This window comes from Microcoleus sp. N9_B4 (assembly GCF_036701635.1).
Lineage (GTDB): Bacteria > Cyanobacteriota > Cyanobacteriia > Cyanobacteriales > Microcoleaceae > Microcoleus.
Genome location: NZ_JAUBRC010000008.1, coordinates 136,430 through 158,741 on the forward strand (window position 1 = coordinate 136,430; position 22,312 = coordinate 158,741).

Consider the following 22,312-nt stretch of genomic DNA (forward strand, 5'->3'; position numbering starts at 1 on the left):
CTGCCTGGTAAAGAGTAATAGAAATCCAAAACCCAAAATCTAAAATCAGTATGCGTCCACTCGAACTTATTCTCGAAGGATTTACCAGCTTCCACCGCGAACAGCGTTTAGATTTTTCTCAACTCGATTTGTTTGCAATTACTGGTGCTACAGGTGCGGGCAAATCTTCACTGTTAGATGCCATGACATACGCTCTTTTTGGCACTACTACTCGCAGCGGCAAACAAGTAAGTGATTTGGCAAGTCAAGGTAGCGAAAATTTAAAAGTGCAGTTGCGTTTTGCTGTGGGTTCGGCACAGTATCGGGTGACGCGAAGGTGGCGTTTCCGTCCCAAATCTCCGGAAAATAAGGTGATTTTGGATAACTGGCAAAATGGCCAATGGGAAACTTTGGGAACGAGTATCGTTGCTGTTCAAAATACCATTGAACAGATTTTAGGAATGGATTTTGATACTTTTACGCGAGCAATTGTTCTGCCTCAAGGCAAGTTTGATGAGTTTATTAAAGGGGATACTTCAAAACGCCGGGAAATTTTGCGGCAGCTAGCAGGATTTGAGATTTTTGAGCAGATGCGGAAGGAAACAAATGAGCTGGCAAAGTTGCTGAAACAGGAACGGGAAATGGTGGAAAGGCAGCTAGCGGATTTGAGTGCGCCGACGGCGGATGAGGTGGATCAAAGACGATCGCAACTTTTGATTTTAGAGCAGCAGTTGCCTGAGTTCGATCGCGCTGTGATGAAAGCTCAAAAGGATCTAGATGAAGAGGAACAGCTATTTTCGCAAATCGCTCGCTGGCAAGAGCTGCAACAAGAACTCGCTAAATTAAATGCTAATTCTGCCGAGGTGACAATTTTAGCACAGCGTTTAGAAAGAGCGCAAGCTGCCAATCATTTACAGGGAGATTGGGCTTTAGTGCGATCGGCTCGCAGCCAGTACGAAACTGCCGAAAGTGCCTCGGTGGCCGCGCGAAAACAGTTAATTAAAGCTCGATCTGAGCTAGCAGTAGAGCAGCAGCAATTTGACGCGGCAAAATCCAAAGAACAGGCACTAGCGCCACAAATTAAAGCTCGCGAAGATGCTCTAGCTGCTGCTAAAGTATATGAAGAACAGCGCGCTCAATTAGAAAAAGAAGTTGCGCTTGCCCAAAAAATTCAACAGGAAAAACTCCGCTTTTTTATGGCAGCAGATAAAGACCTGCAAGCTGCTAACACTAAAATTCAAGGCGCGGGTTTTCGAGTTACTCAAGCAGCGGCACAGCTCGAACAGTATGCGCGGGGAGGAAAGCGTTTAGAGCAATTGCAGCAAATTTCACCCTTATTGATGGAACTTCAGCTAATTACCAAGCAGCAAAAGACTCAGCAAGAACAGTTGGAGAACTCTATCGCAGATCGGGAAAAATTTCAACAAAATTATGTGAAGGCTACCACTAATTTAGAAGCCGTTGAACTGCGGCTAAAAGAGTGCGCCCGCGAGTTAGAAGTGGCGGAAACCGCTAATGCTGAAGCGGCACGTTTAGAGAGTGTGGCTGCTATCAGAATGTCACTGAATTCTGGGGATACTTGCCCGGTGTGCGGGGGGGTGCATCCTGAGAGCGAGAGCCTCCCTCCTTTGCCGAATTCTAATATTGTCGATGTCGCTGATTTGCGGCAGAAATTGGCGGCGGCAAATCAGGTTTTTCAAGATGCTCAAAGGTTGGCTGCTGAGGCAAAAAGTACAGTTTCAGCCTGCCTGCAAAAAGAGTCGGAAATTGCTCAAATGCTGGAATTAACGGGGCATAGAGTTGCCGAATTGCAGCAGCAAATCACTCAAGTTCTGGAAAATCCTCATTGGGAAAGCTTGGGGTTGCAGCAGGAGTTAGCAATCCTTAAAGAGAGCGATCGCCAATACCGCGAAACCGAGCAGCAGTTCCAACTGGCATCATTGGAATATGATAATTTTCAGCAAAGATTAAATTTTGCTGTGGCGACTCAAGCAGCTAAACAGCAAGAATATCAAGATGCGATCGCCGAATCAGACCGCCGCCAGCAGCAGTTGCAAAGTTGTGTAAATGCGCTTTATCAAATTACCGAATATCAACCTTATGCTAATTTAGCAAAAGCCTTAGAACAAGACAAGCAAGACTTGGCAAATCTGCTGAAAGTTGCCGAAAAATCATATCAAACTGCTCAAAATAAGGTTATTCAAGCCGCAGAGAGAGAGCAACAAGCTGGAGAAGCTTTTGGACAAGCCCAAGCCCAGAAACAGCAGTTAAACCTGGATTGGTCAGCAAAATTAACAGCGACTGATTTCACAGAAGAGACATTTTTAGCAGCGGTTGCGACAGTTAAGGAACAATCAGACTGGGAAAACGCTATTCGCTCTCACCGCGAATCAAAAATTCAGTTAGAGACGCGGGCAAAAGATTTGAGCGAGGCGATCGCAGGCCGAACTACCGATGAGAATACTTTAGCACAAGTGCGATCGGCAAAACATACCGCCCAAGAAAACCTCAAACAAGCCAACAACAACCGCGCCGAACTTTTAGCTTGGATTCAAGTAGCAGCCCAAAATCTCGAACAAGCCGAAAGACTGTCACAGCAAATCACAAATTTCACAGAACAAGAGCAAACTTATCACACCTTAGCGCAGAATCTCAAATCCAACGAATTTCAATCCTACATTTTAGAACATTTAGAAGCAGAATTAGTCGGCAGCGCCACATTAATTTTGCAAGAATTAACCGAAAATCGCTACAAACTAAGAAACCAAGACGGCGAATATTGGGTAGCAGATAATTGGAACGGCGGCGAAGCTAGACGAGTGCGAACCCTTTCCGGTGGCGAAACCTTTGCCACTTCCTTATCAATGGCTTTAGCTTTGTCAGAAAAACTGTCTCAAGGATCTCACTTGGGTAGCTTGTTTCTTGATGAAGGATTTGGTACTTTAGATAACGAAACTCTCGAAAGCGTTACTCAAATTTTAGAATCTTTGCGGCAGCGAGACAGGATGATTGGAGTGATTACCCACGTTCGAGAATTGGGCGAAAGATTGCCCGCACAAGTTAAAGTTTCCAAATCCCCGCAAGGTTCTAGAATAGAAGTTGAAAGAGTCTAATTATAATATAATAAGACTTGTGTCAAAAGTAGTTTTCTCGCTATTTATAGCGCTCTCGGTGCGCCGTCTGCATCCTAGAAACTATATACGTAGTGTGTGTCGCATCAGTTAACTAAACTCTTTTTGGATCTATTAAAACAGTTTGTTAAATCATGTCAGCCAAAGATATCTTTCACAACACAGTACGATCGGCTTTGGAGAAAGATGGATGGACAATTACTCACGATCCTCTGTTTCTCAAAGTAACTTCTCAAGTAAAAATGCAGATAGATTTGGGAGGAGAAAAATTACTTTCTGCCGAAAAGGGGATGCAAAAAATAGCAGTAGAAGTAAAAAGTTTTGTGGGCTTGTCGGCGCTGTCAGAATTCCATACGGCTGTTGGTCAATTTCTTAATTATCGAGTAGCATTGGAAAAATTGGAATCAGAACGAGTGCTGTATTTGGCAGTGCCTACAGATATCTATCAAGATTTTTTTACAGACTCGTTTGTTCAAACTGTGTTAGAACGATATCAAATAAAGATGCTGGTTTTTCATGTGAAGGGACAGGAGATAACATTATGGAAAGATTAGATTATCGCCAGTTAGTTCAGAAAGTCATACATCAACACGCGACAGAGCAGTCTGAGCAAGATGTAGAAACCACTGAAATTGTTTTCGATACGGAACGCGACCGCTATTTATTGTTGTATGTGGGATGGCGGGATGAAGAACGAATTCATGGATGTCCGATTCATGTTGATATCAAAGATGGAAAGATTTGGATTCAGCGCGATTTTACGGAAGTAGGAATTGCCAATCAACTTCTAGAATTTGGAGTCCCTAAAACAGATATTGTGTTGGGATTTCGAGCGCCTTATGTACGGCAATTTACTGGATTTGCGATCGCGTAAATTATTACAACAAGTCCCAACAAATATTATATGAAAATTCACCCGACTCGAATGCAATCGGTACAGTCGCCAATAATTCCAGTAGTTGGCGAACTGATTCGCCAAAATCCGGGAACGATATCTTTAGGACAAGGCGTAGTTTACTACAATCCGCCACAAGAATCATTTGACAAAATCCCCGAATTCTTCGCAAATCCTGACAATCACAAATACAAAGCTGTCGAAGGAATTCCACAACTACAGAATGCTATCGCAGCCAAACTCAAAACAGATAACGACATAGAAATTAACAGCAAAAACTGCATTGTTGTTACCGCCGGCAGCAACATGGGATTTACCAACGCCATTCTCGCTATCACTTCGGCGGGGGACGAAGTTATTATCCAATCACCTTATTACTTCAACCACGAAATGGCGGCAATTATGGCAAATTGCCGACCAGTGATAGTAGAAACCGATGCCAAATATCAACTTAATATCGACGCTATAAAAAAAGCAATTACCGACCAAACGCGAGCCATAGTTACCATTTCACCAAATAATCCCACTGGTGTTGTTTATTCGATCGAAGCACTCCGGGAAGTTAACGAAATTTGTCGCCAGCACAACATATATCACATCAGCGATGAAGCATACGAATATTTTACTTATAACGGCGTAAAACACTGTTCGCCCGCCGCTTTTCTTAACAGCAGCGAACATACAATTTCTCTGTTTAGCCTCTCCAAAGCCTATGGTTTTGCGAGTTGGCGGATCGGGTATATGGTAATCCCAGAACACTTGCTCGTTTCTGTGAGAAAGATTCAAGATACTATCTTAATTTGTCCGCCCGTAATTTCTCAGTATGCAGCGCTGGGAGCCTTGCAAGTTGGTAGAGGTTACTGCGATAATTATGTAAGGGCGATCGCATCTGTGCGACAACTCGTATTAGACGAACTCAATACCATCCAAAACTTGTGTACAATTTCCCCAGCCGCCGGAGCATTCTACTTTTTCTTGAAAGTTGATACTGAACTCGATACAATGGAATTAGTGGAACAATTAATTCGCGAATATCGCGTAGCAGTGCTTCCCGGTACAACCTTCGGCATGGATAACGGCTGCTATTTGCGGGTTGCTTACGGTGCTTTGGAGAAAGCAACCGCCACCGCAGGTATTAGGAGATTAGTTAAAGGTTTGAAGACAATTTTAAACAAGTAAAATAGGAAATTTAAAAATGGTTGCCACGAACTTGAAAGCCAAGACAAATATTCAAGATACCTCCGCTGCAAAACTGGCAGACTTGCGCGATTTGATGGCAGATTATGAATTAGATTGCTATTACATCCCAGCGGTTGACGAACACTTAAATTTATCAGTTCCAGCAGCCAAGCAGCGGCGAGCTTGGATGTGCGGTTTTACGGGTTCCGCCGGCGATTTGTTGGTTGGCCAAGATTCCGCTTGGTTGTTTGTGGATTCCCGCTATTACGAACAAGCCGAATTGCAAGTCGATACTGGAATTATTCAAATATCGAAACTCGGCTTAGAAGGAAATTTAACCTTAATTGAAACTTTAGAAAAACTGGCTGTAGAATCGACCCAAAAATCCACGAAAATTCGCCTGGGTTTTGACCCGTTTACTGTAGCGACAGATCAATATCAAAATTGGGTGAAAAAATTCGCGAATGCAGAGATTGAACTCATACCAATCCGGGAGAATTTGACAGACAAAGTGCGATCACAAACTCCTTGGCAAACAGCAGAGACTTTACCCGCGATTGATGCAGAACCCATATTTAGCTTACCTGTATCCCTGACAGGAGAAACCGCAGCCGAAAAATTAGCCAGAGTCAGGGAAGCGATGCAAAAAGCCAATATCGATGTGCTTCCCATTACCAACCTGAATCAAATAGCGTGGCTGTTCAATCTCCGAGGCTCGGATATTCCCCACATTCCCATTTTCATATCCTATGCCATTGTCACCACAGATTCAGCGTTTTTGTTTACAAATCCCGAAAGAATTTCGCTAGAAATCAAGCAAGAATTGCGGGCGGATGTAACTTTGCTTCCCTACGCAGACTATCCGCATACATTAGAAACTTGCGTAAATTTGCCACATAAAATTCGGGTACTTTTAGACCCAAAACACAGCACAGCAGGCACGTACCAGTTAATATTAAACCATCAACAAGCACAGTTTTACAACATCGAAATAGTTTTTAAGACACATCCGGTAGAAGGGATGAAAGCTCGCAAAAATCCGGTTGAAATCGAGCAGATGAAATCAGCCAATTTCAAAGCAAGTCGAGCGAAAACTTTGACTTTAAAATGGTTGACACAACAACTAGAAAATGGTAATGTAGTGACCGAGTTTGATGTCAAAGAAAGCATCGAAAATTTTTACCAGCAAGAAACAGATTTTCAGACTTTAACTTTTAGAACGATCGCCGGTGCGGGAGCCAATAGCTCGATCGTACATTACGGAACCCCCAGCCCAGAAATCACCTTAAAACCGGGGGAACTGCTGTTATTGGACTCAGGCGCGCAATATTTAGCAGGTACAACCGACGATACGAGAACAATAAGTATCGGAGAACCGACGGCGCTACAAATAGAACACTACACAACAGTCTTAATCGCGCACATCAACTGTGCAATGCAGCAATTTCCCAAAGGAACAACGGGAGCGCAATTAGATGCGATCGCCCGTGCGGTATTATGGCAAGAACAGCTAGACTACGGACATGGCACCGGGCACGGAGTCGGCGCGTTTTTAGCCGGTCACGAAGGGCCCAATGGCATCAGCAAATCTGTGCAGTATCCTCTGGAAGCCGGAATGGTAACTAGCATTGAACCGGGATATTACGAACCGGGATGGGGCGGAATTCGCATCGAAAATCTCTATGTTGTCAGGGAAATGCCATCAAAAAACGGTACAGTTTGGTACGGATTTGAATCGCTGACGTATATTCCGTTTGACAAAAAATTGATAAATGTCGATCGACTGTCAAAGACTCAACTCGCATGGTTGAATAATTATCACGCTTCGGTAGTCGAGAAACTGGAACCCGTACTTGATGCAGCCACAATTGAATGGTTGAAAAAAGCCTGCGCTGCGTTAGGTAAAATTGATGTTACTGTTAGCCAATAAGCCGATCGTACTCTGCGTGCGCGCCGATCCAAAACTACAAAATACCCTGCTCAATCCCTATACCCAAAACTCGGTAGTCTTGTCCGGCTTGACTGACCAATACTTGCCGACTTTTTTGAAATGCAGCGATGGATGAGTTGGATCGGCTTTGAGTAATTCGTAACATCGATCTGCTGAAAGCTTTACGGTTTCAGGTAAAGCGTTGTAGCATTCCCAAAATCGACGAGTCGTGTAGTGCCTCAAATTTCCCGATAGCGCCCCGCCTCAAAATCTGCGATCGCCTCCTGGGCTAAATCTTCCAACTTACCGCCAGCAATATCTTGTTCTAACTGCACGTCCCAACGCCGATAATCCAACTCAAAAAACCATTCCAAAAGTTGATGAAACTTATCTGGTGGTAGATCCAGGATAGCGGCTTCAATTTGCTCGATCGTCAACATAGAGCTTGTGATTTGTAGCTAGTTATAGCTATCAAAATTATACTAATAAAGCTGGTGACAGGATTTGAACCTGCGACAGGCTGATTACAAATCAGCTACTCTACCAACTGAGTTACACCAGCAGTGAAACTTAATATAGCAAACTTATAGTCATTAGCGCAACCCCCCCAGCCATTTTTTTTTTAAATTCGCTCAAAACCCCTCCCCGTAAGGGCAAAACCGAAATTGTCTGCCCACTTCCCACTGCCCACTGCCAATTAACTAATCGCAGCGCCAAATCTTAATCGTCTGATCCGCACTGCCGCTGGCGAGCAAATTGCCCGAAGGTGCGATCGCCACCGAGTACACCGTACCCGAATGTCCCTTAAGACTGCTCAACAACTCCCCCGTCTGCAAATTCCAAATATTAATCGTATTATCATCGCAGCCACTAACCAAAGTCAAACCGTCCCCACTGATAGCAACCGAATCGCCCCGACTCACATAATTCTGCAAAATATGCAGCGCCTCATTCGTTCCTAAATTCGTTACACCCTTTCCCTTCGCATAATGAGTATTTAAAATCCGCAACAAACTGCCCGTCTGCAAATTCCGCAGCTTAATCGTATAATCATTGCTCACGCTAGCAAGAATCTGACCATCGGGCGCGATCGCCACAGAATTCACCCCAACATTCAACCCCGAAAGAGTCCGCAGCAACTTGCCACTTTCCACATCCCAAACCTTACTCGTCGCATCCGAACTGCCACTCGCCAATATTTTACCGTCCGGGCTAAAAACTACCGCATTCACATTGTCAGAATGACCCCTCAAAGTCCGCAGCAACTCACCACTCCGCAAATTCCACAGCTTAATCGTATTATCAGCCCCGCCGCAGCTAGCAATTACCAGGCGCTTCGGGTTAATCGCCACCGAATTCACCTCCATAGAATGTCCCGGAAAAGTACACAGCAAATCGCCGCTGTGCAAATTCCAAAACTTAATTGTTTCGTCGGAACTGCCGCTGACCAACATTTTTCCGTCATAGCTAATAGCAACCGAATTTACGCGATCGGAATGTCCCGTCAGAGTGCCAATTAATTCCGTGCTTTCTAAATTCCAAATCTTAATAGTTTTATCCCAACTACCGCTAGCCAAGATTTTACCGTCAGGGCTAATCGCCAGAGAATTCACAAACGATGAATGTCCTGGCAGGGTATATACACACCGCCATTTCTGATGTTTTAATTTGTGAGCTAATTCCTTCACCCGCTTAGCTGCAGCCTCAGCTTCATCTCTGCGTTTGAGTTCAGCCTCCTCCAAACGCTGGCGTTCCGCCCTAGCTTTCGCTTCTCGCAGCGCCAGCCGCCGCATCTCTCCCTTATAGACTATTCGCTGCTGATCCTGAATTTCTTTAAGAGTTTCAATATACGGTTGGGCCCAATCTTTAGAAAACCATTCATGAGCAAATTCCGCCTCTAATTGAAATAACTGAGGTTCGTGAGTAAAATCGATATTTAAATAATACAAATCAGCTAAAAAAGCCGCCAATAACTTGTGAATAGTCACAATTATTTGCCGAATAATCCGCAGGCTCAGCTTTTTATCTTTCCCCTCCGCCTCCAACTGGTTATAAACCTCTTCCCAATTCCAAGGCTGCATCGCCACTAGAGAAACGCTCTGATTGATGACTCCCCAAAAACCAACATGAAAATTAACTTCATAATCGCTGATATCGCTGTACAGTATAGCTGTCGGTACGGGAGACAACACAGTCTGCAACCGCTCCACATCTATATCAGAAATCGATTTTTTGAAATAATCTCCGTAAAACTGAACCGGGCACAAATCTCCGTGCGGGGGGTAGTGCTGGTTCAAAAAAGCTCTTAACTTAGCCGGCAGCTCGATATTCAGATTGTGGCGAAACGAATCGGGGCAATCTTGGCTAATTTTTGCGGGAGCAACTAACAGCAGCAATCGGTGCTGCTGCTGCTGCAAAATCTGTTCAGTTTCCTGCCTGCTCAAATTAGAAAACCAGTTGTCCTTGTCCCAAATAGTTTGAATTTCGCTCAGCTTAACTCGAATTGCTTCTGATTGAAACTCCCGCATTAAGTCGCGGCAAAGCCGACTAATTGCCCGCTTATCTCTTACTTCTTGTGCCTTAATTCGATTAGCCCGTTCTTCCTTTACCCTTTCTTCTGCGCCAGCGATCGCGATTAATTCTTGTTCTCTGGCCTGCTGCCGCTGCAAATATCTTACTTGTGCTTTAATCCAGCGCGGGTCTTTTTTGATTTGCTGGTTCAAAGCTGAAGAACCAGAGGGCTCAATTTCTGCATAGCGTTCGTTGACAGCGCTTGCTCCCAATCTTTCTCCCAATTCAGAGGCTACAGGCTTCAACAGTTCAATTAGGGTGTCTGAGACGGGGCGGGGTAGGGACATACCAGTTAAAACTTTTTCTTAGTTAAGGGCGATCGCGCGAGTCAATCGATTTTAGATTTTAGATTTTAGATTTTAGATTGAAGCATTGACCCCACGTATAAATTCGGGGGCAAGTTTATCGGATACAGGTTTTTTATTTCTGGACGGATGAATCCGGCGGCTTGTATCCTGGATGCTTTCGCTCAGGCATATCTCGATGGGGCGGGGGATCTTGACATGAGCCCTACATTTGGGCGATCGGTCAACGTATCTGTAAGGCGTATCGTGCAGCCGCGCAAGTTTAGCACCTTAACTCAATAAGAGTATTTATACACTTTACATTTTACCCCGAATCTGAATCCAAAGCACCGACGGAAAAGACTTCAGGATATGCGATCGACCCTGAGTTCCCCCAATTTGTTTTTTTTGTTGCCTTTTGACTCGCTCTTGTCTATAATCGTACTTCACAACCATAATTACGGTATTCCGACCTAATAACCGTACTTTTTCTAGAGGAACAAATATAATGAGCCCGTGGCAACGCCTAACTCAACACCTTGACTGGCCGCAACAGCCATCAGCCAGCACAAATCAATCATTGACGGGGCTGAAAAGATTTGTGTCCCTATTTTTAGTGGGAATAACTTTAAGTCTCGCCGTTGCATCCTGCGGCCCCAGCAGCAGCAACAACCCCGCAGCCAGTCCCGGCAGCAGTCCAGGCGGTGCTAGCCCAGCAGCCAACAAAGGCAACGTAGAATTAACCCTAGTATCCTTCGCCGTCACCAAAGCCGCCCACGAAGCCATAATTCCCAAATTCATAGAACAATGGCAAAAAGAAAAAGGCCAAACCGTCACCTTCAACCAAAGCTACGGCGGTTCCGGTTCCCAAACTCGGGCCGTAATTGACGGTTTAGAAGCAGACATCGTACACCTAGCCCTCGCCCTCGACACTGCAAAAATCGAAAAAGCCGGACTCATTGAGCCTGGGTGGGAAAAAGAAGTCCCCAACGAAGGCATAGTCAGCAAATCCGTAGGAGCAATAGTCACCCGCGATGGCAATCCCAAAGGCATCAACACCTGGGAAGATTTAAGCAAAGACGGAGTAAAAGTGATTACTGCCGATCCCAAAACATCAGGCGTTGCCCGCTGGAATTTCCTCGCACTTTGGGGTTCGGTTGTTAAAACCGGAGGAGACGAAACCAAAGCATTAGACTTGACTACTAAAGTCTACAAAAACGTCCCCATCCTGACTAAAGACGCCCGCGAAGCCACCGACGTATTTTTCAAACAAGGCCAAGGCGACGCCTTAATTAACTACGAAAACGAGATTCTTCTGGCAGGTGAGAAAGGCGAAAAACCAACTTATACTATTCCCGAAGTCAATGTTTCGATCGACAATCCCATTGCCATTGTCGATAAAAACGTTGATAAACACGGCACTCGCGAAGTCGCCGAAGCATTTGTCAAATTTCTGTACACCCCAGAAGCTCAACGAGAATTTGCCAAAGCAGGCTTCCGCCCAGTAGATGCGACAGTAGCGGCGGAACCAGAATTTGTCAAAAAATATGCCCCAATCAAAACCCTATTTACAGCTCAAGACTTAGGAGGTTGGGGAGATATTCAGAAGAAATTCTTCGATGACGGAGCTGTTTTTGACAAAATTCAAGGTTCAATTAGACAGTAGTGGCCGGGGCGGGTTTACGAGATGATTGGTTTTAGGCAATTATTATTGGTAAAACCCGTATCTGGTATGGTGCGTCGCTCCTAGATATTCGATCGCGCCTTGCAGATTATAGGATGGCGACGCACCCTACATCTATCTAATCGGACGGGGCGGGTTTACGAGATGATTGGTTTTAGGCAATTATTATTGGTAAAAGCAGCCCCGGAGCGCAATTATTCCCCAATCAAAACTATTCACTTATGACTGTCTCCTCTCCCATCATTAACCCTCAATCTCCAATTCAGCATATCAAAAGGGCGATCGGCAAAATCACATTACCTTGGGGCATCACCCTAGGCTACCTCAGCTTAATGCTATTGCTCCCAGTTGCAGCAATGCTGCTGAAAGCCAGCACAGCAAACCCCGCTGAATTTTTGGCAATTGCCACCAGTCCGATCGCCCTTTCCGCCTACGATGTCACCTTCTTTACGGCATTAATTGCGGCATTAATTAACGGAGTATTCGGCACATTAATTGCCTGGGTTTTAGTCCGCTACGACTTTCCATTAAAACGGATTGTCGATGCAATCGTCGATTTGCCTTTTGCACTGCCCACCTCCGTTGCCGGTTTAACTCTTGCCACAGTTTACAGCGATAACGGCTGGATTGGTTCGCTTTTTGCACCTTTGGGAATCAAGATATCGTTTACTCGATTGGGCGTAGGTATAGCGATGATATTTATTTCCTTGCCATTTATCGTTAGAACCGTACAGCCCGTTTTAAACGAGATGGAAAAAGACATCGAAGAAGCAGCTTGGTGCTTAGGTGCATCTCAATTTCAAACCTTCTGGCGAGTAGTTTTACCGCCGTTATTTCCGTCTATTTTAACCGGAGTAGCACTCGGATTTTCGCGAGCGGTAGGCGAGTACGGCTCTACTGTAATTGTAGCTTCTAACATACCGTTCAAAGATTTAATCGCGCCCGTATTAATTTTTCAAAGATTGGAACAGTACGACTATGCAGGAGCAACAGTTATCGGCACTGTCATGTTAGCTATTTCCCTGGCAATGCTGTTCGCCATTAATCTCTTACAAGCATGGAGAAGACGCTATGACGGCTAATATCAATTCACCCGCTGATTACAAATTTCCGCCCAGTGGTTCTAGCCGGAGTCAGGAAAAAGCTTGGGTAAAACCAACTTTAATCGGAATTGCGATCGGCTATCTCGCTCTTGTCTTATTTATCCCTACTCTCAACGTTTTTTATCAAGCTTTCAGAAAGGGATTTGAGCCATTTTTGTCTAACTTAACCTCACCCGATTTTCTGCACGCAGCGCAACTTACCCTGGTAATTTCTCTGATAGTTGTGCCTATAAATACAGTATTCGGTTTGTGTGCAGCCTGGGTAATTGGTCGCAATAAATTTCGGGGCCGCACGCTATTAATCAGCCTTTTAGACGTGCCTTTTGCCATCTCTCCCGTAGTTGCAGGTTTAATGATTGTACTGCTTTACGGTCGGGTGGGATGGTTCGGGCCGTGGCTGGAGGCGGCAAATATCAGGGTTATTTTTGCCTTCCCTGGAATGGTGCTCGCTACTGCCTTTGTTACCTTGCCTTTTGTAGCCCGCGAAGTGATTCCTGTTTTGGAAGAAGTGGGAACTGATCAAGAAGAGGCGGCGAAAACTTTGGGAGCAAATGACTGGCAAATTTTCTGGAATGTTACGCTTCCGAGTATTCGGTGGGGATTACTTTACGGAGTAATTTTGACCAATGCTAGAGCAATGGGAGAATTTGGAGCCGTCTCTGTGGTGTCGGGAAATATTGCTAAAAAAACGCAAACTTTGCCTTTGTTTGTAGAGGATGCTTACAAGCAGTACGCGACGCAAGCCGCATTTTCGGCTGCGGTAGTTCTCGGTCTTTTAGCAGTTGTTACCCTCGTGCTTAAGGAGATTTTAGAACGAAAAACTAGGATCAAAGAAGTTGAAGAATAGTCAGTAGTCATTAGTCAGTAGTCATTAGTCAGTAGTCAGTAGTCAGTAGTCATTAGTCAGTAGTCATTAGTCATTAGTCATTAGTCATTAGTCATTAGTCATTAGGGTGCGCGCTGTGAACCTCATCCCTCAAACCAGTCATTAGTAAGGTGCGGCGCTATCGACAATATGGTTGGAAGATCGAAAATCTCGCAGCGACGCACCCTACAAGATATTGGTGCAAAGTGTAAACTGAAACAAAAATTAGGAGTCCCAAATGTTAGCTCACAACACTAGCGAATCTCAATTTGAGGCGATCGACAATTTTCACAGAACCCAAGAATCAGATATTCCCCACTCTGATAGTGGTGACAACAGACCAACTCAAACGCGCATTCGCATTCGTATTCCTAAAGAATACCATCAGGAACCTGTCATTTCTCACCTGATTTCTGAATACGGTTTGACGGTGAATTTTAATGCTGCTTTGTTGGGTGTTAAAACTTTAGATGACGGTTGGTTTGACTTGGAACTTAACGGTACAAGTAAACAGATTGAAACGGCTCTGATTTATCTCAATGATTTAGATGTGGAAATCTGGAGTAATTCCAATAATCCCGATGAAGAAACTTGGTAATTAGTGAGTCTTTGACGCACCAAACTGGAAGAGGAGTTAATATTCTGGACTGCCACGCCTAATTTTCTTTTTTCGAGCCGGTTTATTGAGTCTAATAGTCTCCAGGAATGTTAGTCATGAGTCAGCCTATCTATTCCTGTAAAATTACCGTTATCACGCTTCTAGTGAGGAATGCAAGTGATCATAAAACTCAGAGGACTTGTATTCCTTACTGCCAAGCAATTTGATTGCGGTTATTCGTTAGCGAAGCCCTCGAAGAGGATCGCACATACAGATCATTCAGCAGCCAACAATTATCCAATAATATCAGCTTACAGCTAATAACCGTGACTGATGACTCTTGATTAACAAATATCGATCGTCATCAGTTAACTATTCGGTTGACATTTTTGATAAAATTTGGTATTTTTTCTATCTCTGGTATATCAATAAACGGCGCGCAAGTCTTCTCCAACATTTTTGTAACAGCCGGAACAATATCCCCCTTTAAAACTTCTAAGCAATCAAACTAACTCAGTTAGGGCAGGGAAGCATAAAAAAAAGTTTTTGTCAATATTCAATTTAGGTGAAAGTTAGGGGCGATCCTCTTCGAGGGCTTCGCCAACGACTCTCATCCGCGCTGGAAAAAGATCGATCGCTGCTGCGGTTGGTTTGTGATATGAATTTGATGTGTGCGTGTACCAGGAGAATTTAAACGTGGAACTCTATAAAGAACGGAAACACCAGATAGTTTTTGCAGATTCACAAGTTAAAGATTGCGAAAGTTTAACAGAAACGGTCAATCCCGATACAGAAATTGTTATTCTGAATGCCGATCGCGACGGCATCGAGCAAATCGCCGAAACACTTAAACAGCGGCAAAACATTGCAGCCGTCCACATTTTGTCTCACGGCGCAGCAGCCAGCTTACAACTGGGAGGCACAGAACTAAATCTCAGCAACATTGAAAGCTACCGCAATTATTTAGAAACATGGTTTGCTTTGCCAGCAGCCGAAGCAAACTCGAACTCTTCAATTACAGCTAAACCAGAAATTCTGCTTTACGGTTGCAACGTCGCCGCCACAGAAGCAGGTGTTGCTTTTGTGGAAAGGCTGAGCCAGCTCACCGGGGCAAATATTGCAGCTTCCGATAACTTGACCGGCAGTGCGGCACTGGGTGGAGACTGGGAACTGGAAGTAACTACGGGCAACATAGAAACACCTTTGGCATTTTCTGCTGAGGCGAGGGAAGCTTACAATGGCGTACTGGCTGACTTGAACCAAACGACTGGCGACTTTAACGGACTGGTAAATGCCATCAATGTTGCCAACATCAATGCTGGGATTGACACAATTACCCTGACTGCGGATATCACCCTCACGGGGCTGCTGCCAAAAATTAGTGACAACACCAATATCATTGGCGGAGGTTTTGCCATCAGGGGCGGTAGTAATTTCCGCGCCTTCGTAGTTGATAGCGGTGCAAACCCAGTCAACATCTCCAACCTCACCATTGATTCTGCAAGAGCATTAGGTGGCAACGCACCAGTTGGTGGTGGTGGCGGCGCTGGCGGTTTAGGCGGCGCACTTTTTATCAATACTGGCAGTGTAATTGTTGACAGAGTGACTTTCTCGAACAACCAGGCGATCGGCGGTAACGGTACTCTTGGCAGCGGTGGCGCTGGTGGCAACAGCGACTTAAACACTGGTGTTGCTGGTGGCACTCCTGGTGCGGCCGGGATCGGTGGTGTTGGTGGTGTTCCTAATGGCGTTGGCGGCACTGGTGGCACCGCTGGAAATGGTAGCCCTGGCTTCCCTGGTGGCACTGGTGGCGTTGGTGGCATTGGTGGTACTGGTGGAGCCACCGCCGGTAGTGGTGGGCCTGGCAGTCCTGGTGGGATTGGCGGTGCCGGAATCTTCGGCGGCGGTGGTGGTGGCGGTGGTGCTGGCGGTGCTGGCGGTGCTGCTGCTGGTCCTCCTGGCCTGGGCGGTGCTGCTGGCCTGGGCGGTGCTGGTGGTGCTGGCGGTGTTGGCGGCGGTGGCGGTGCTGGCGGTGCTGGCGGTGCTGGCGGTGCTGGCGGTGCTGGTGGCTTGGGTGGTGGCGGTGGTGCTGGTAGCACTGGCGGTGCTGGCGGTGCTGGTGGCGGTGCTGGTAGCACTACCGCAGGTGGTGGCGGTGCTGGTTTGGGTGGTGCGATTTTTGTCGGTGGTGGCAGCTTGACCTTGACCAACAGCACCTTGTATAGCAATACAGTCAGGGGTGGAAATGCTGGTGATGCTACCGCAGGTGCGGGTACAGCGGCAGGCGGTGCAATTTTCGTCAACTTAGGTGGTACAGCTACCCTCACTAACAACACGATCGCCTATAACTCTGCTACAGCCGCTACTGTTGGCGCGCCGGCTAGTCTGATTGCTAGATCCGGAGGAATTGACAACGGTGGTACTGTCACGGTCAAGAATACGATCGTCGCTGGCAACACTGCTGCTACCAACACCGATGTTACAGGAGCATTCACAGGGAACAACAACCTGATTGGAGTTATCACCGGGAGTACAGGTTTTGCGGCTACTGAGCAATTAGCAGTTCCTATCGCAAATGTATTAGCACCAGCCGCCGCTGCCGGACTCAACGGCGCAACAGCAGGGCCTTTGACCCTTGCGCTAGTTGATAATAGCCCTGTAACTACCAGCAGCAACCCTGCCATTGGTGGAGGCGACCCAACCATAACGGCAGTGGGTCTTACTACTTTCGACCAACGCGGCACTGGTTTCCCTCGCAAAATTGACAATACTCTCGTTGCCAAACCCAATGTTGACATCGGTGCTTACGAGTACGGGCCCGTTGTTCAGGGTCAGAAATTCAACGATCTCAACGGCGACGGCGTTAAAGCTGCGACAGATCCAGGTTTAGGTGGATGGACTATTACCGCAGGAACTAAGACTGCTGTTAGCTCTGCGGTTGCTGCAACTTTGGGTCAATACACCCTCACCGATACTAAGGCAAACACTGCAATCGCCGAAACGTTACAACCAGGTTGGGTACAGACTTTAGCGCCAACAGTGACCACTGGTACTGCTGATGTGTCTAACGCCGACTTCGGCAACTTCCAGTTAATGACCATCAGTGGTTTGAAATTTGATGATAAAAACGCCAACGGCACTCAAGATCCAGGGGATCTGCCAGTAACTACTCCCGTTACGATTAATTTGCTCAACGCCATCACCGGGGCAACGATAAGTAGTACCACCACTGATCCAACAACTGGTATTTACAGTTTCGCAGCCTTGCCACCTCTGCCTGCGGGTGCAGCCTATCGCGTCCGAGAAGTCGTGCCCGGAGGTTCCACAAAAACTTCAACCGATCCTGCCGACATCCCTCTCCAAAGCGGCGCAACGATAACCAATGCTAACGTTCCGGGCCTCAACTTTGGCAACTTCAAAAACATCACCATTAGCGGCACCAAATTCGAGGACAAAAACGGCAACGGAGTCCTAGATGGGACAGACGGAGCACCAGCAACTCTGTTTGATATTCAGTTGCTCAACGCCGCCGGTGCATTGGTACAAACCCAAAGTACAACTACCACTGGCAACTACACCTTTACCGATGTTGGGCCCGGCACATACACCCTAAAGGAAGTGCCAAAGACTGGTTGGCAAGCAACTCTTGCCCCCACTGGTAGCATCACTCCCACCAGCGATACTCCCGTTACCAACACCGCCGCCACTCCCACCAACTTCGGAAACTTCCAGTTTGGCAAGATTAGCGGGATCAAATTTAACGACCTCAACAGAAGTGGCACCCAAGAGATGGGCGAACCACCGGTAGCAGGCTGGACAATCTACCTGGATGCCGACAACAGTGGCACCCAAGACCCAACCGAAGTCAGCGCCGTCACCAATGTCGAGGGCAAGTACGAGTTCACCAACCTGCTAGCCGGCACCTACAACGTCCGGGAAGTACCCCAAACAGGCTGGACGCAAACGCTCCCCCCCGCCCCGGGCTCGTTTACGATCGCCGTCACCAGCGGCACCGACTCCCAAAACAACAACTTTGGCAACTTCAAGCCCAATAGCATCAGCGGTCTGAAGTTCAATGACCTCAACAACAACGGGGTACAAGATACCGGGGAACTAGGGCTTGCCAACTGGCAATTCTTCCTCGATACCAACGACGACAACATTCTCGACACCGGGGAACCGAACACCCTCACCGATGCCGCCGGCACCTACAAATTCCTCGATTTGGCAGCAGGAACCTACAAGGTGCGGGAAGTCTTGCAGCCTACTTGGACGCAAACTACCCCCGACCCGGATGACATCACTGTCACCAGCGGTCAAGACATAGCTAATATCAACTTCGGCAACTTCCAGTCGAGCACTATCAGCGGTCAAAAATTCAATGACCTCAACAACAACGGCGTTAAGGATGCCGGAGAATTGGGGCTAGGTAACTGGCAAATCTTCCTCGACAGTATCAATCCCGATGGCATCTTTGAGCAGGGCGAACCGACTACCATCACTGATGCAGCGGGCAACTACACTCTCCGAGATATACCCGCAGGTACTTACCAGGTAAGGGAAGTCCAGCAAAACGGTTGGACACAGACGACCCCCAACCCCGCCCCCGTTACGGTTAATCCCTCCGATAACATCACAGGCATTGACTTCGGCAACTTCCTGCCGCAACCCGGGGCGATCCGAGGTCTGAAGTTCCGAGACAGCAACAACAATGGCACTCAGGATGCTGGAGAACCGGGTTTACCCAATTTCCAAATTCAGTTAACCAATGTCGTAGCTGGAACTGCTCCTGCTCCTGTTACTACTACCACAGACAACAGCGGCAACTACCTGTTCGCGAACCTAACGCCGGGAACCTACCGTGTCCGGGAAGTCAACCAAACTGGGTTCACCCAAAGCACCGCCGACCCCGCCGACATCACCCTAACTTCAGGCGCTATTGTCAGCGGCATCAACTTCGGGAACTTCCCGACGCCGACGCCGACACCTGCACCCACACCGACACCTGCACCGACACCGCCGACATCGCCGACGCCGACACCTGCACCGACGCCGACGCCTGCACCTGCACCGACGCCGACGCCTGCACCTGTACCGACGCCGACGCCTGCACCTGTACCGACGCCGACGCCTGCACCTGTACCGACAGATTTGGTTTGCCCTGAGAACTTCCCCAGGATCGCTACTCCTAATGAACCCGGCACTCCTTCAGCGGGTAATGTGATCAATGGCCCTAACGGCGACGATACGATCGTGGGTAGTGCCGGCAGTGACTCTATCTTCGGGTTGGGCGGCAACGATTTGATCTTTGGTCGAGGGGGCGGTGACTATATCAATGGCAATATAGCCAACGATACTGTCTACGGAGGGATCGATAACGATACTCTCTTTGGTGGCAAAGGGTTTGACCTGATTTTTGGCGATCTCGGTAACGACTCGATTTATGGCAATCGCGGCAACGACTCGATCTCTGGTGACGAAGGCAATGACTTATTGTACGGGGGCAAAGCCGATGACGTAATGTTGGGAGGCGCTGGCAACGACGTGCTAATTGGCGATCAAGGTAATGACACTCTCTGCGGCGGCGACGGTAACAATACCTTAATTGGCGGCAGCGGCGACGATTTGCTCTTTGGTGGCACCGGTGATGAGTTGCTCTTTGGCGGCTTAGGCAGCGATACCCTCGTCGGCGGCATTGCCAGCAATGGCTTTGTCTTGTCAGCGGACGGAGGAATTGACACCATTATCAACTTCACGGAAGGAGTTGATGGGATCGTGTTGCTTGGAGGCTTGAACTTCACTCAACTGTCGTTTATCGAAGCTAATGGCTCAACTGCGATCGGGATTGCCAACAGCGACCAGATTTTGGCTATAGTGGCGGGCGTGCAGCCTAGCCAGTTATCGGCTCAGAGTTTTTTGGTGGTTTAGTCCGCACTCCGCATTAAGGTGCGCGCAGCGCGCACCTTACTCTTACCTGGACAATCCGGAGAAGGGGAACGAATTCCGTTCCCCTTCTGTTGTTAAATCTGTTCGAGATATTTCAGCAAGTCGGCCATTTCTTGCGGACTCGGTTGAAACTGTGGCATTGGTGGGGTTTGTCCGCTGGTGACTTGCCGGATCAGATCGAATTCGGATTTGCGCTCGGACACTCCGTGCAAGTTGGGCCCGACTTGACTGTCTGAAACGGATATGTGACAACCCGCACAGTTCATTTGAAAGATGGCAGAACCCTGAAACGGGTTGCCCGTGAGGGATAGTACGCTTTTTACGTAAGGATCGGCGACTTGAAATTGACGAATTGCGATCGTCGCCAAGATGATGGCAAGCAACACCGCTAGCGCAAATATGGTCAGTCGCTCGATCGGGTTTTTAATTTCATTCCTGGCAAGTTGGTTATTCAAAGGAGTTCAATTAAAAATAGTATCTACAAGAAAATTTATTTCTCATAACATAGCTTAATCGTTCGCAGCGGGGAGAGCAAGGTCTGATACTCCCGGAAGGGCGTTTTTTGGCAAATTCATCTGTGTAAGTGCTGGTAATATTAAAAATAGGTTGTTAAATCTTAACGTTAAGGAGATCTCATGGTAGAACCGCTGCTTTCAGGTATTGTTCTGGGTCTAATCTTTGTTACTCTGGCGGGGCTGTTTTTTGCTGCTTATCAGCAGTACAAGCGTGGCGATCAGTTGGGTATCAATAAGTAAAAGGCTTGTAGGGGCGGTGCCTTGAGTGCCCGCCCTGCCTTGAGTGCCCCCCGACTCATCCGTGTATCCGTGTCCAAATCCGTGTTGTGCTGTTCGCCTTTGTTCGTTAAATATATCGATCGAGAATAGCAGCAGTTTCCAAGCCTGTTTTTTCCCAGCTAAATAGTTTTGCTCTGGCTAAACCGAGCTCCCGCAAGTGCGATCGAACTTTTGCATCCACTGCAAGCTGGTGCATAGCAGAGGCAATTTCCTCGACGCTGTAGGGGTTGACTAACAATGCGCCGTCCCCCGCCACTTCGGGCATTGAAGACAGGTTAGATGTGATGACAGGAGTGCCGCAGGCCATTGCTTCGAGTACGGGGAGGCCGAATCCTTCCCAAAGACTGGGGAAAACCAGGGCGATCGCTTGGTTGATGACTTTGGGCAAGTCGGCCGCGGGGAGGTAATCTAGGAATTTTACTCGATCGACCAATCCCAATTCTTGAACCTGCGCTTTCAGCAGCGGCGTATAGCGCTTATCTTCCGAACCTGCTATCCACAATTCGTACTCGGAATTATCAGCCAAAGCCGCAAAAGCTGCTACAACTCGCTGCACGTTTTTATAAGGATTGTGGCGGCCGATATAAAGAAAATAATTGCTTGTTGGCAAGTCTAAAAAACGGAAAAAACTGGTATCGTATCCGGGGAAAATTGGCGTAATTAAATTAGTAGGAATATTGCAAAAATTATTGATATCTTTAGCAGTTGCTTCCGAGTCGCAAATTACGTGTTGAGCCTGCCGCAGCACTTGGGGAATGTAATAGCGGTGGTAAGGTGTCAGAGGATCGAAGCGGCGGGGAAATCGCAGCGCTATTAAGTCATGTACTGTAATTATATAGCGGCAACCTGCAAATAAAGGAGCTTCAGGAATTGGGGAAAATAACAAGTTAGATTTTAGCTGTTTGTAAATTTTGGGGAGTTGGGTTTGTGTCCACACCAATCGGTTGATGTGTCCTTTGGTTCCTTGTTCTGGTGTTAGGTTGGCGGGGATTTGGTAGCAGTTGCTATTGGGAAATTTTTCGGCTGTTAGTAATGTTGGGTTGAGAGATTTTAGGTGGGGAAATAGGTTTTTGGCGTAGATGGCTAAGCCGGTTGGTTTGGAAATTAGGAAGGAGAGGTTAATGAGCAGGTTGGATTGGGGATTGGGCATGGGATAATATGTAGATTGCGGTTTTTTGGTGGGCTTTTTTTTCTTTAACCTGAGATATTGCACCATTCTCAATTAGCTTTTTAGGAACAGGCAAGATGCCTGTTCCACAAAAGATAAATTTTCTTGTGGAACAGGCATCTTGCCTGTTGCTGACAATGGTGTAAGATGTGAGTTTAACCGCAGATGGCGCAGAAAGGAAGAGA

The 22,312-nt window shown here is 47.0% G+C and carries 15 protein-coding genes and 1 tRNA gene; 11 read left to right on the top strand and 5 right to left on the bottom strand.

The window, feature by feature from the left end; all coding sequences use genetic code 11:
• Positions 1-50: 50 nt before the first annotated feature.
• The 5 genes from QUA43_RS07900 (at position 51) to QUA43_RS07920 (ending at position 7,114) form a co-directional block, all read left to right on the top strand.
• Positions 51-3,092 (top strand): SMC family ATPase, encoded by a 3,042-nt coding sequence (locus QUA43_RS07900; protein WP_333372525.1) that lies wholly within the window; start codon positions 51-53, stop codon positions 3,090-3,092.
• A 152-nt stretch (positions 3,093-3,244) separates the two neighbouring features.
• Entirely contained in the window at positions 3,245-3,664 is a 420-nt protein-coding gene (locus QUA43_RS07905) for a XisH family protein (RefSeq protein WP_242724323.1), read from the top strand.
• On the top strand, positions 3,652-3,984 hold the full coding sequence (locus QUA43_RS07910) for a XisI protein (RefSeq protein ID WP_333372527.1): 333 nt from the start codon (positions 3,652-3,654) through the stop codon (positions 3,982-3,984). The genes QUA43_RS07905 and QUA43_RS07910 overlap by 13 nt, the downstream gene beginning before the upstream one ends.
• Positions 3,985-4,014: 30 nt before the next feature.
• Positions 4,015-5,184, top strand: a complete 1,170-nt coding sequence (locus tag QUA43_RS07915) for a pyridoxal phosphate-dependent aminotransferase (RefSeq protein ID WP_333372529.1) — start codon at positions 4,015-4,017, stop codon at positions 5,182-5,184.
• A 16-nt stretch (positions 5,185-5,200) separates the two neighbouring features.
• Complete coding sequence (locus tag QUA43_RS07920; protein ID WP_333372530.1) at positions 5,201-7,114, top strand: aminopeptidase P family protein; 1,914 nt, start codon at positions 5,201-5,203, stop codon at positions 7,112-7,114.
• 239 nt (positions 7,115-7,353) lie between these two features.
• On the opposite strand, the gene QUA43_RS07925 is transcribed toward QUA43_RS07920, so the two are convergent.
• From QUA43_RS07925 to QUA43_RS07935, 3 genes are all read right to left on the bottom strand, one after another.
• Positions 7,354-7,554 carry a hypothetical protein gene (locus tag QUA43_RS07925; RefSeq protein ID WP_333372532.1) on the bottom strand — a complete coding sequence of 67 codons (201 nt, stop codon included), beginning with the start codon at positions 7,552-7,554 and terminating at the stop codon, positions 7,354-7,356.
• 49 nt (positions 7,555-7,603) lie between these two features.
• Positions 7,604-7,676 (bottom strand) — tRNA-Thr (locus QUA43_RS07930).
• Between the two features lie 139 nt (positions 7,677-7,815).
• Positions 7,816-9,972: a WD40 domain-containing protein gene (locus QUA43_RS07935; RefSeq protein ID WP_333372534.1), complete on the bottom strand. Its 2,157-nt coding sequence runs from the start codon at positions 9,970-9,972 to the stop codon at positions 7,816-7,818.
• Between the two features lie 505 nt (positions 9,973-10,477).
• Between QUA43_RS07935 and QUA43_RS07940 the strand changes: the two genes are divergently transcribed.
• From QUA43_RS07940 to QUA43_RS07960, 5 genes are all read left to right on the top strand, one after another.
• Positions 10,478-11,635, top strand: a complete 1,158-nt coding sequence (locus QUA43_RS07940) for a sulfate ABC transporter substrate-binding protein (protein ID WP_333372536.1) — start codon at positions 10,478-10,480, stop codon at positions 11,633-11,635.
• Between the two features lie 239 nt (positions 11,636-11,874).
• Positions 11,875-12,735: a sulfate ABC transporter permease subunit CysT gene (gene cysT, locus QUA43_RS07945; RefSeq protein ID WP_333372538.1), complete on the top strand. Its 861-nt coding sequence runs from the start codon at positions 11,875-11,877 to the stop codon at positions 12,733-12,735.
• Positions 12,725-13,603: a sulfate ABC transporter permease subunit CysW gene (cysW, locus tag QUA43_RS07950; protein ID WP_333372540.1), complete on the top strand. Its 879-nt coding sequence runs from the start codon at positions 12,725-12,727 to the stop codon at positions 13,601-13,603. The genes cysT and cysW overlap by 11 nt, the downstream gene beginning before the upstream one ends.
• Before the next feature lie 256 nt (positions 13,604-13,859).
• A complete protein-coding gene (locus QUA43_RS07955; RefSeq protein WP_333372542.1) occupies positions 13,860-14,219 on the top strand; it encodes an NIL domain-containing protein in 360 nt (119 codons plus the stop codon).
• Between the two features lie 696 nt (positions 14,220-14,915).
• Complete coding sequence (locus tag QUA43_RS07960; protein ID WP_333372543.1) at positions 14,916-20,147, top strand: SdrD B-like domain-containing protein; 5,232 nt, start codon at positions 14,916-14,918, stop codon at positions 20,145-20,147.
• A gap of 92 nt (positions 20,148-20,239) precedes the next feature.
• Here QUA43_RS07960 and QUA43_RS07965 read toward each other — a convergent pair whose 3' ends face one another.
• The gene (locus QUA43_RS07965) at positions 20,240-20,620 is read right to left on the bottom strand and encodes a c-type cytochrome (RefSeq protein WP_333372545.1); all 381 of its coding nucleotides are present in this window, start codon (positions 20,618-20,620) and stop codon (positions 20,240-20,242) included.
• A gap of 180 nt (positions 20,621-20,800) precedes the next feature.
• Here QUA43_RS07965 and petG point away from each other — a divergent pair, with 180 nt between their 5' ends.
• Positions 20,801-20,920 carry a cytochrome b6-f complex subunit V gene (gene petG / locus QUA43_RS07970; protein ID WP_006632329.1) on the top strand — a complete coding sequence of 40 codons (120 nt, stop codon included), beginning with the start codon at positions 20,801-20,803 and terminating at the stop codon, positions 20,918-20,920.
• A 106-nt stretch (positions 20,921-21,026) separates the two neighbouring features.
• On the opposite strand, the gene QUA43_RS07975 is transcribed toward petG, so the two are convergent.
• On the bottom strand, positions 21,027-22,109 hold the full coding sequence (locus QUA43_RS07975) for a glycosyltransferase family 1 protein (protein WP_333372547.1): 1,083 nt from the start codon (positions 22,107-22,109) through the stop codon (positions 21,027-21,029).
• Positions 22,110-22,312: the final 203 nt, after the last annotated feature.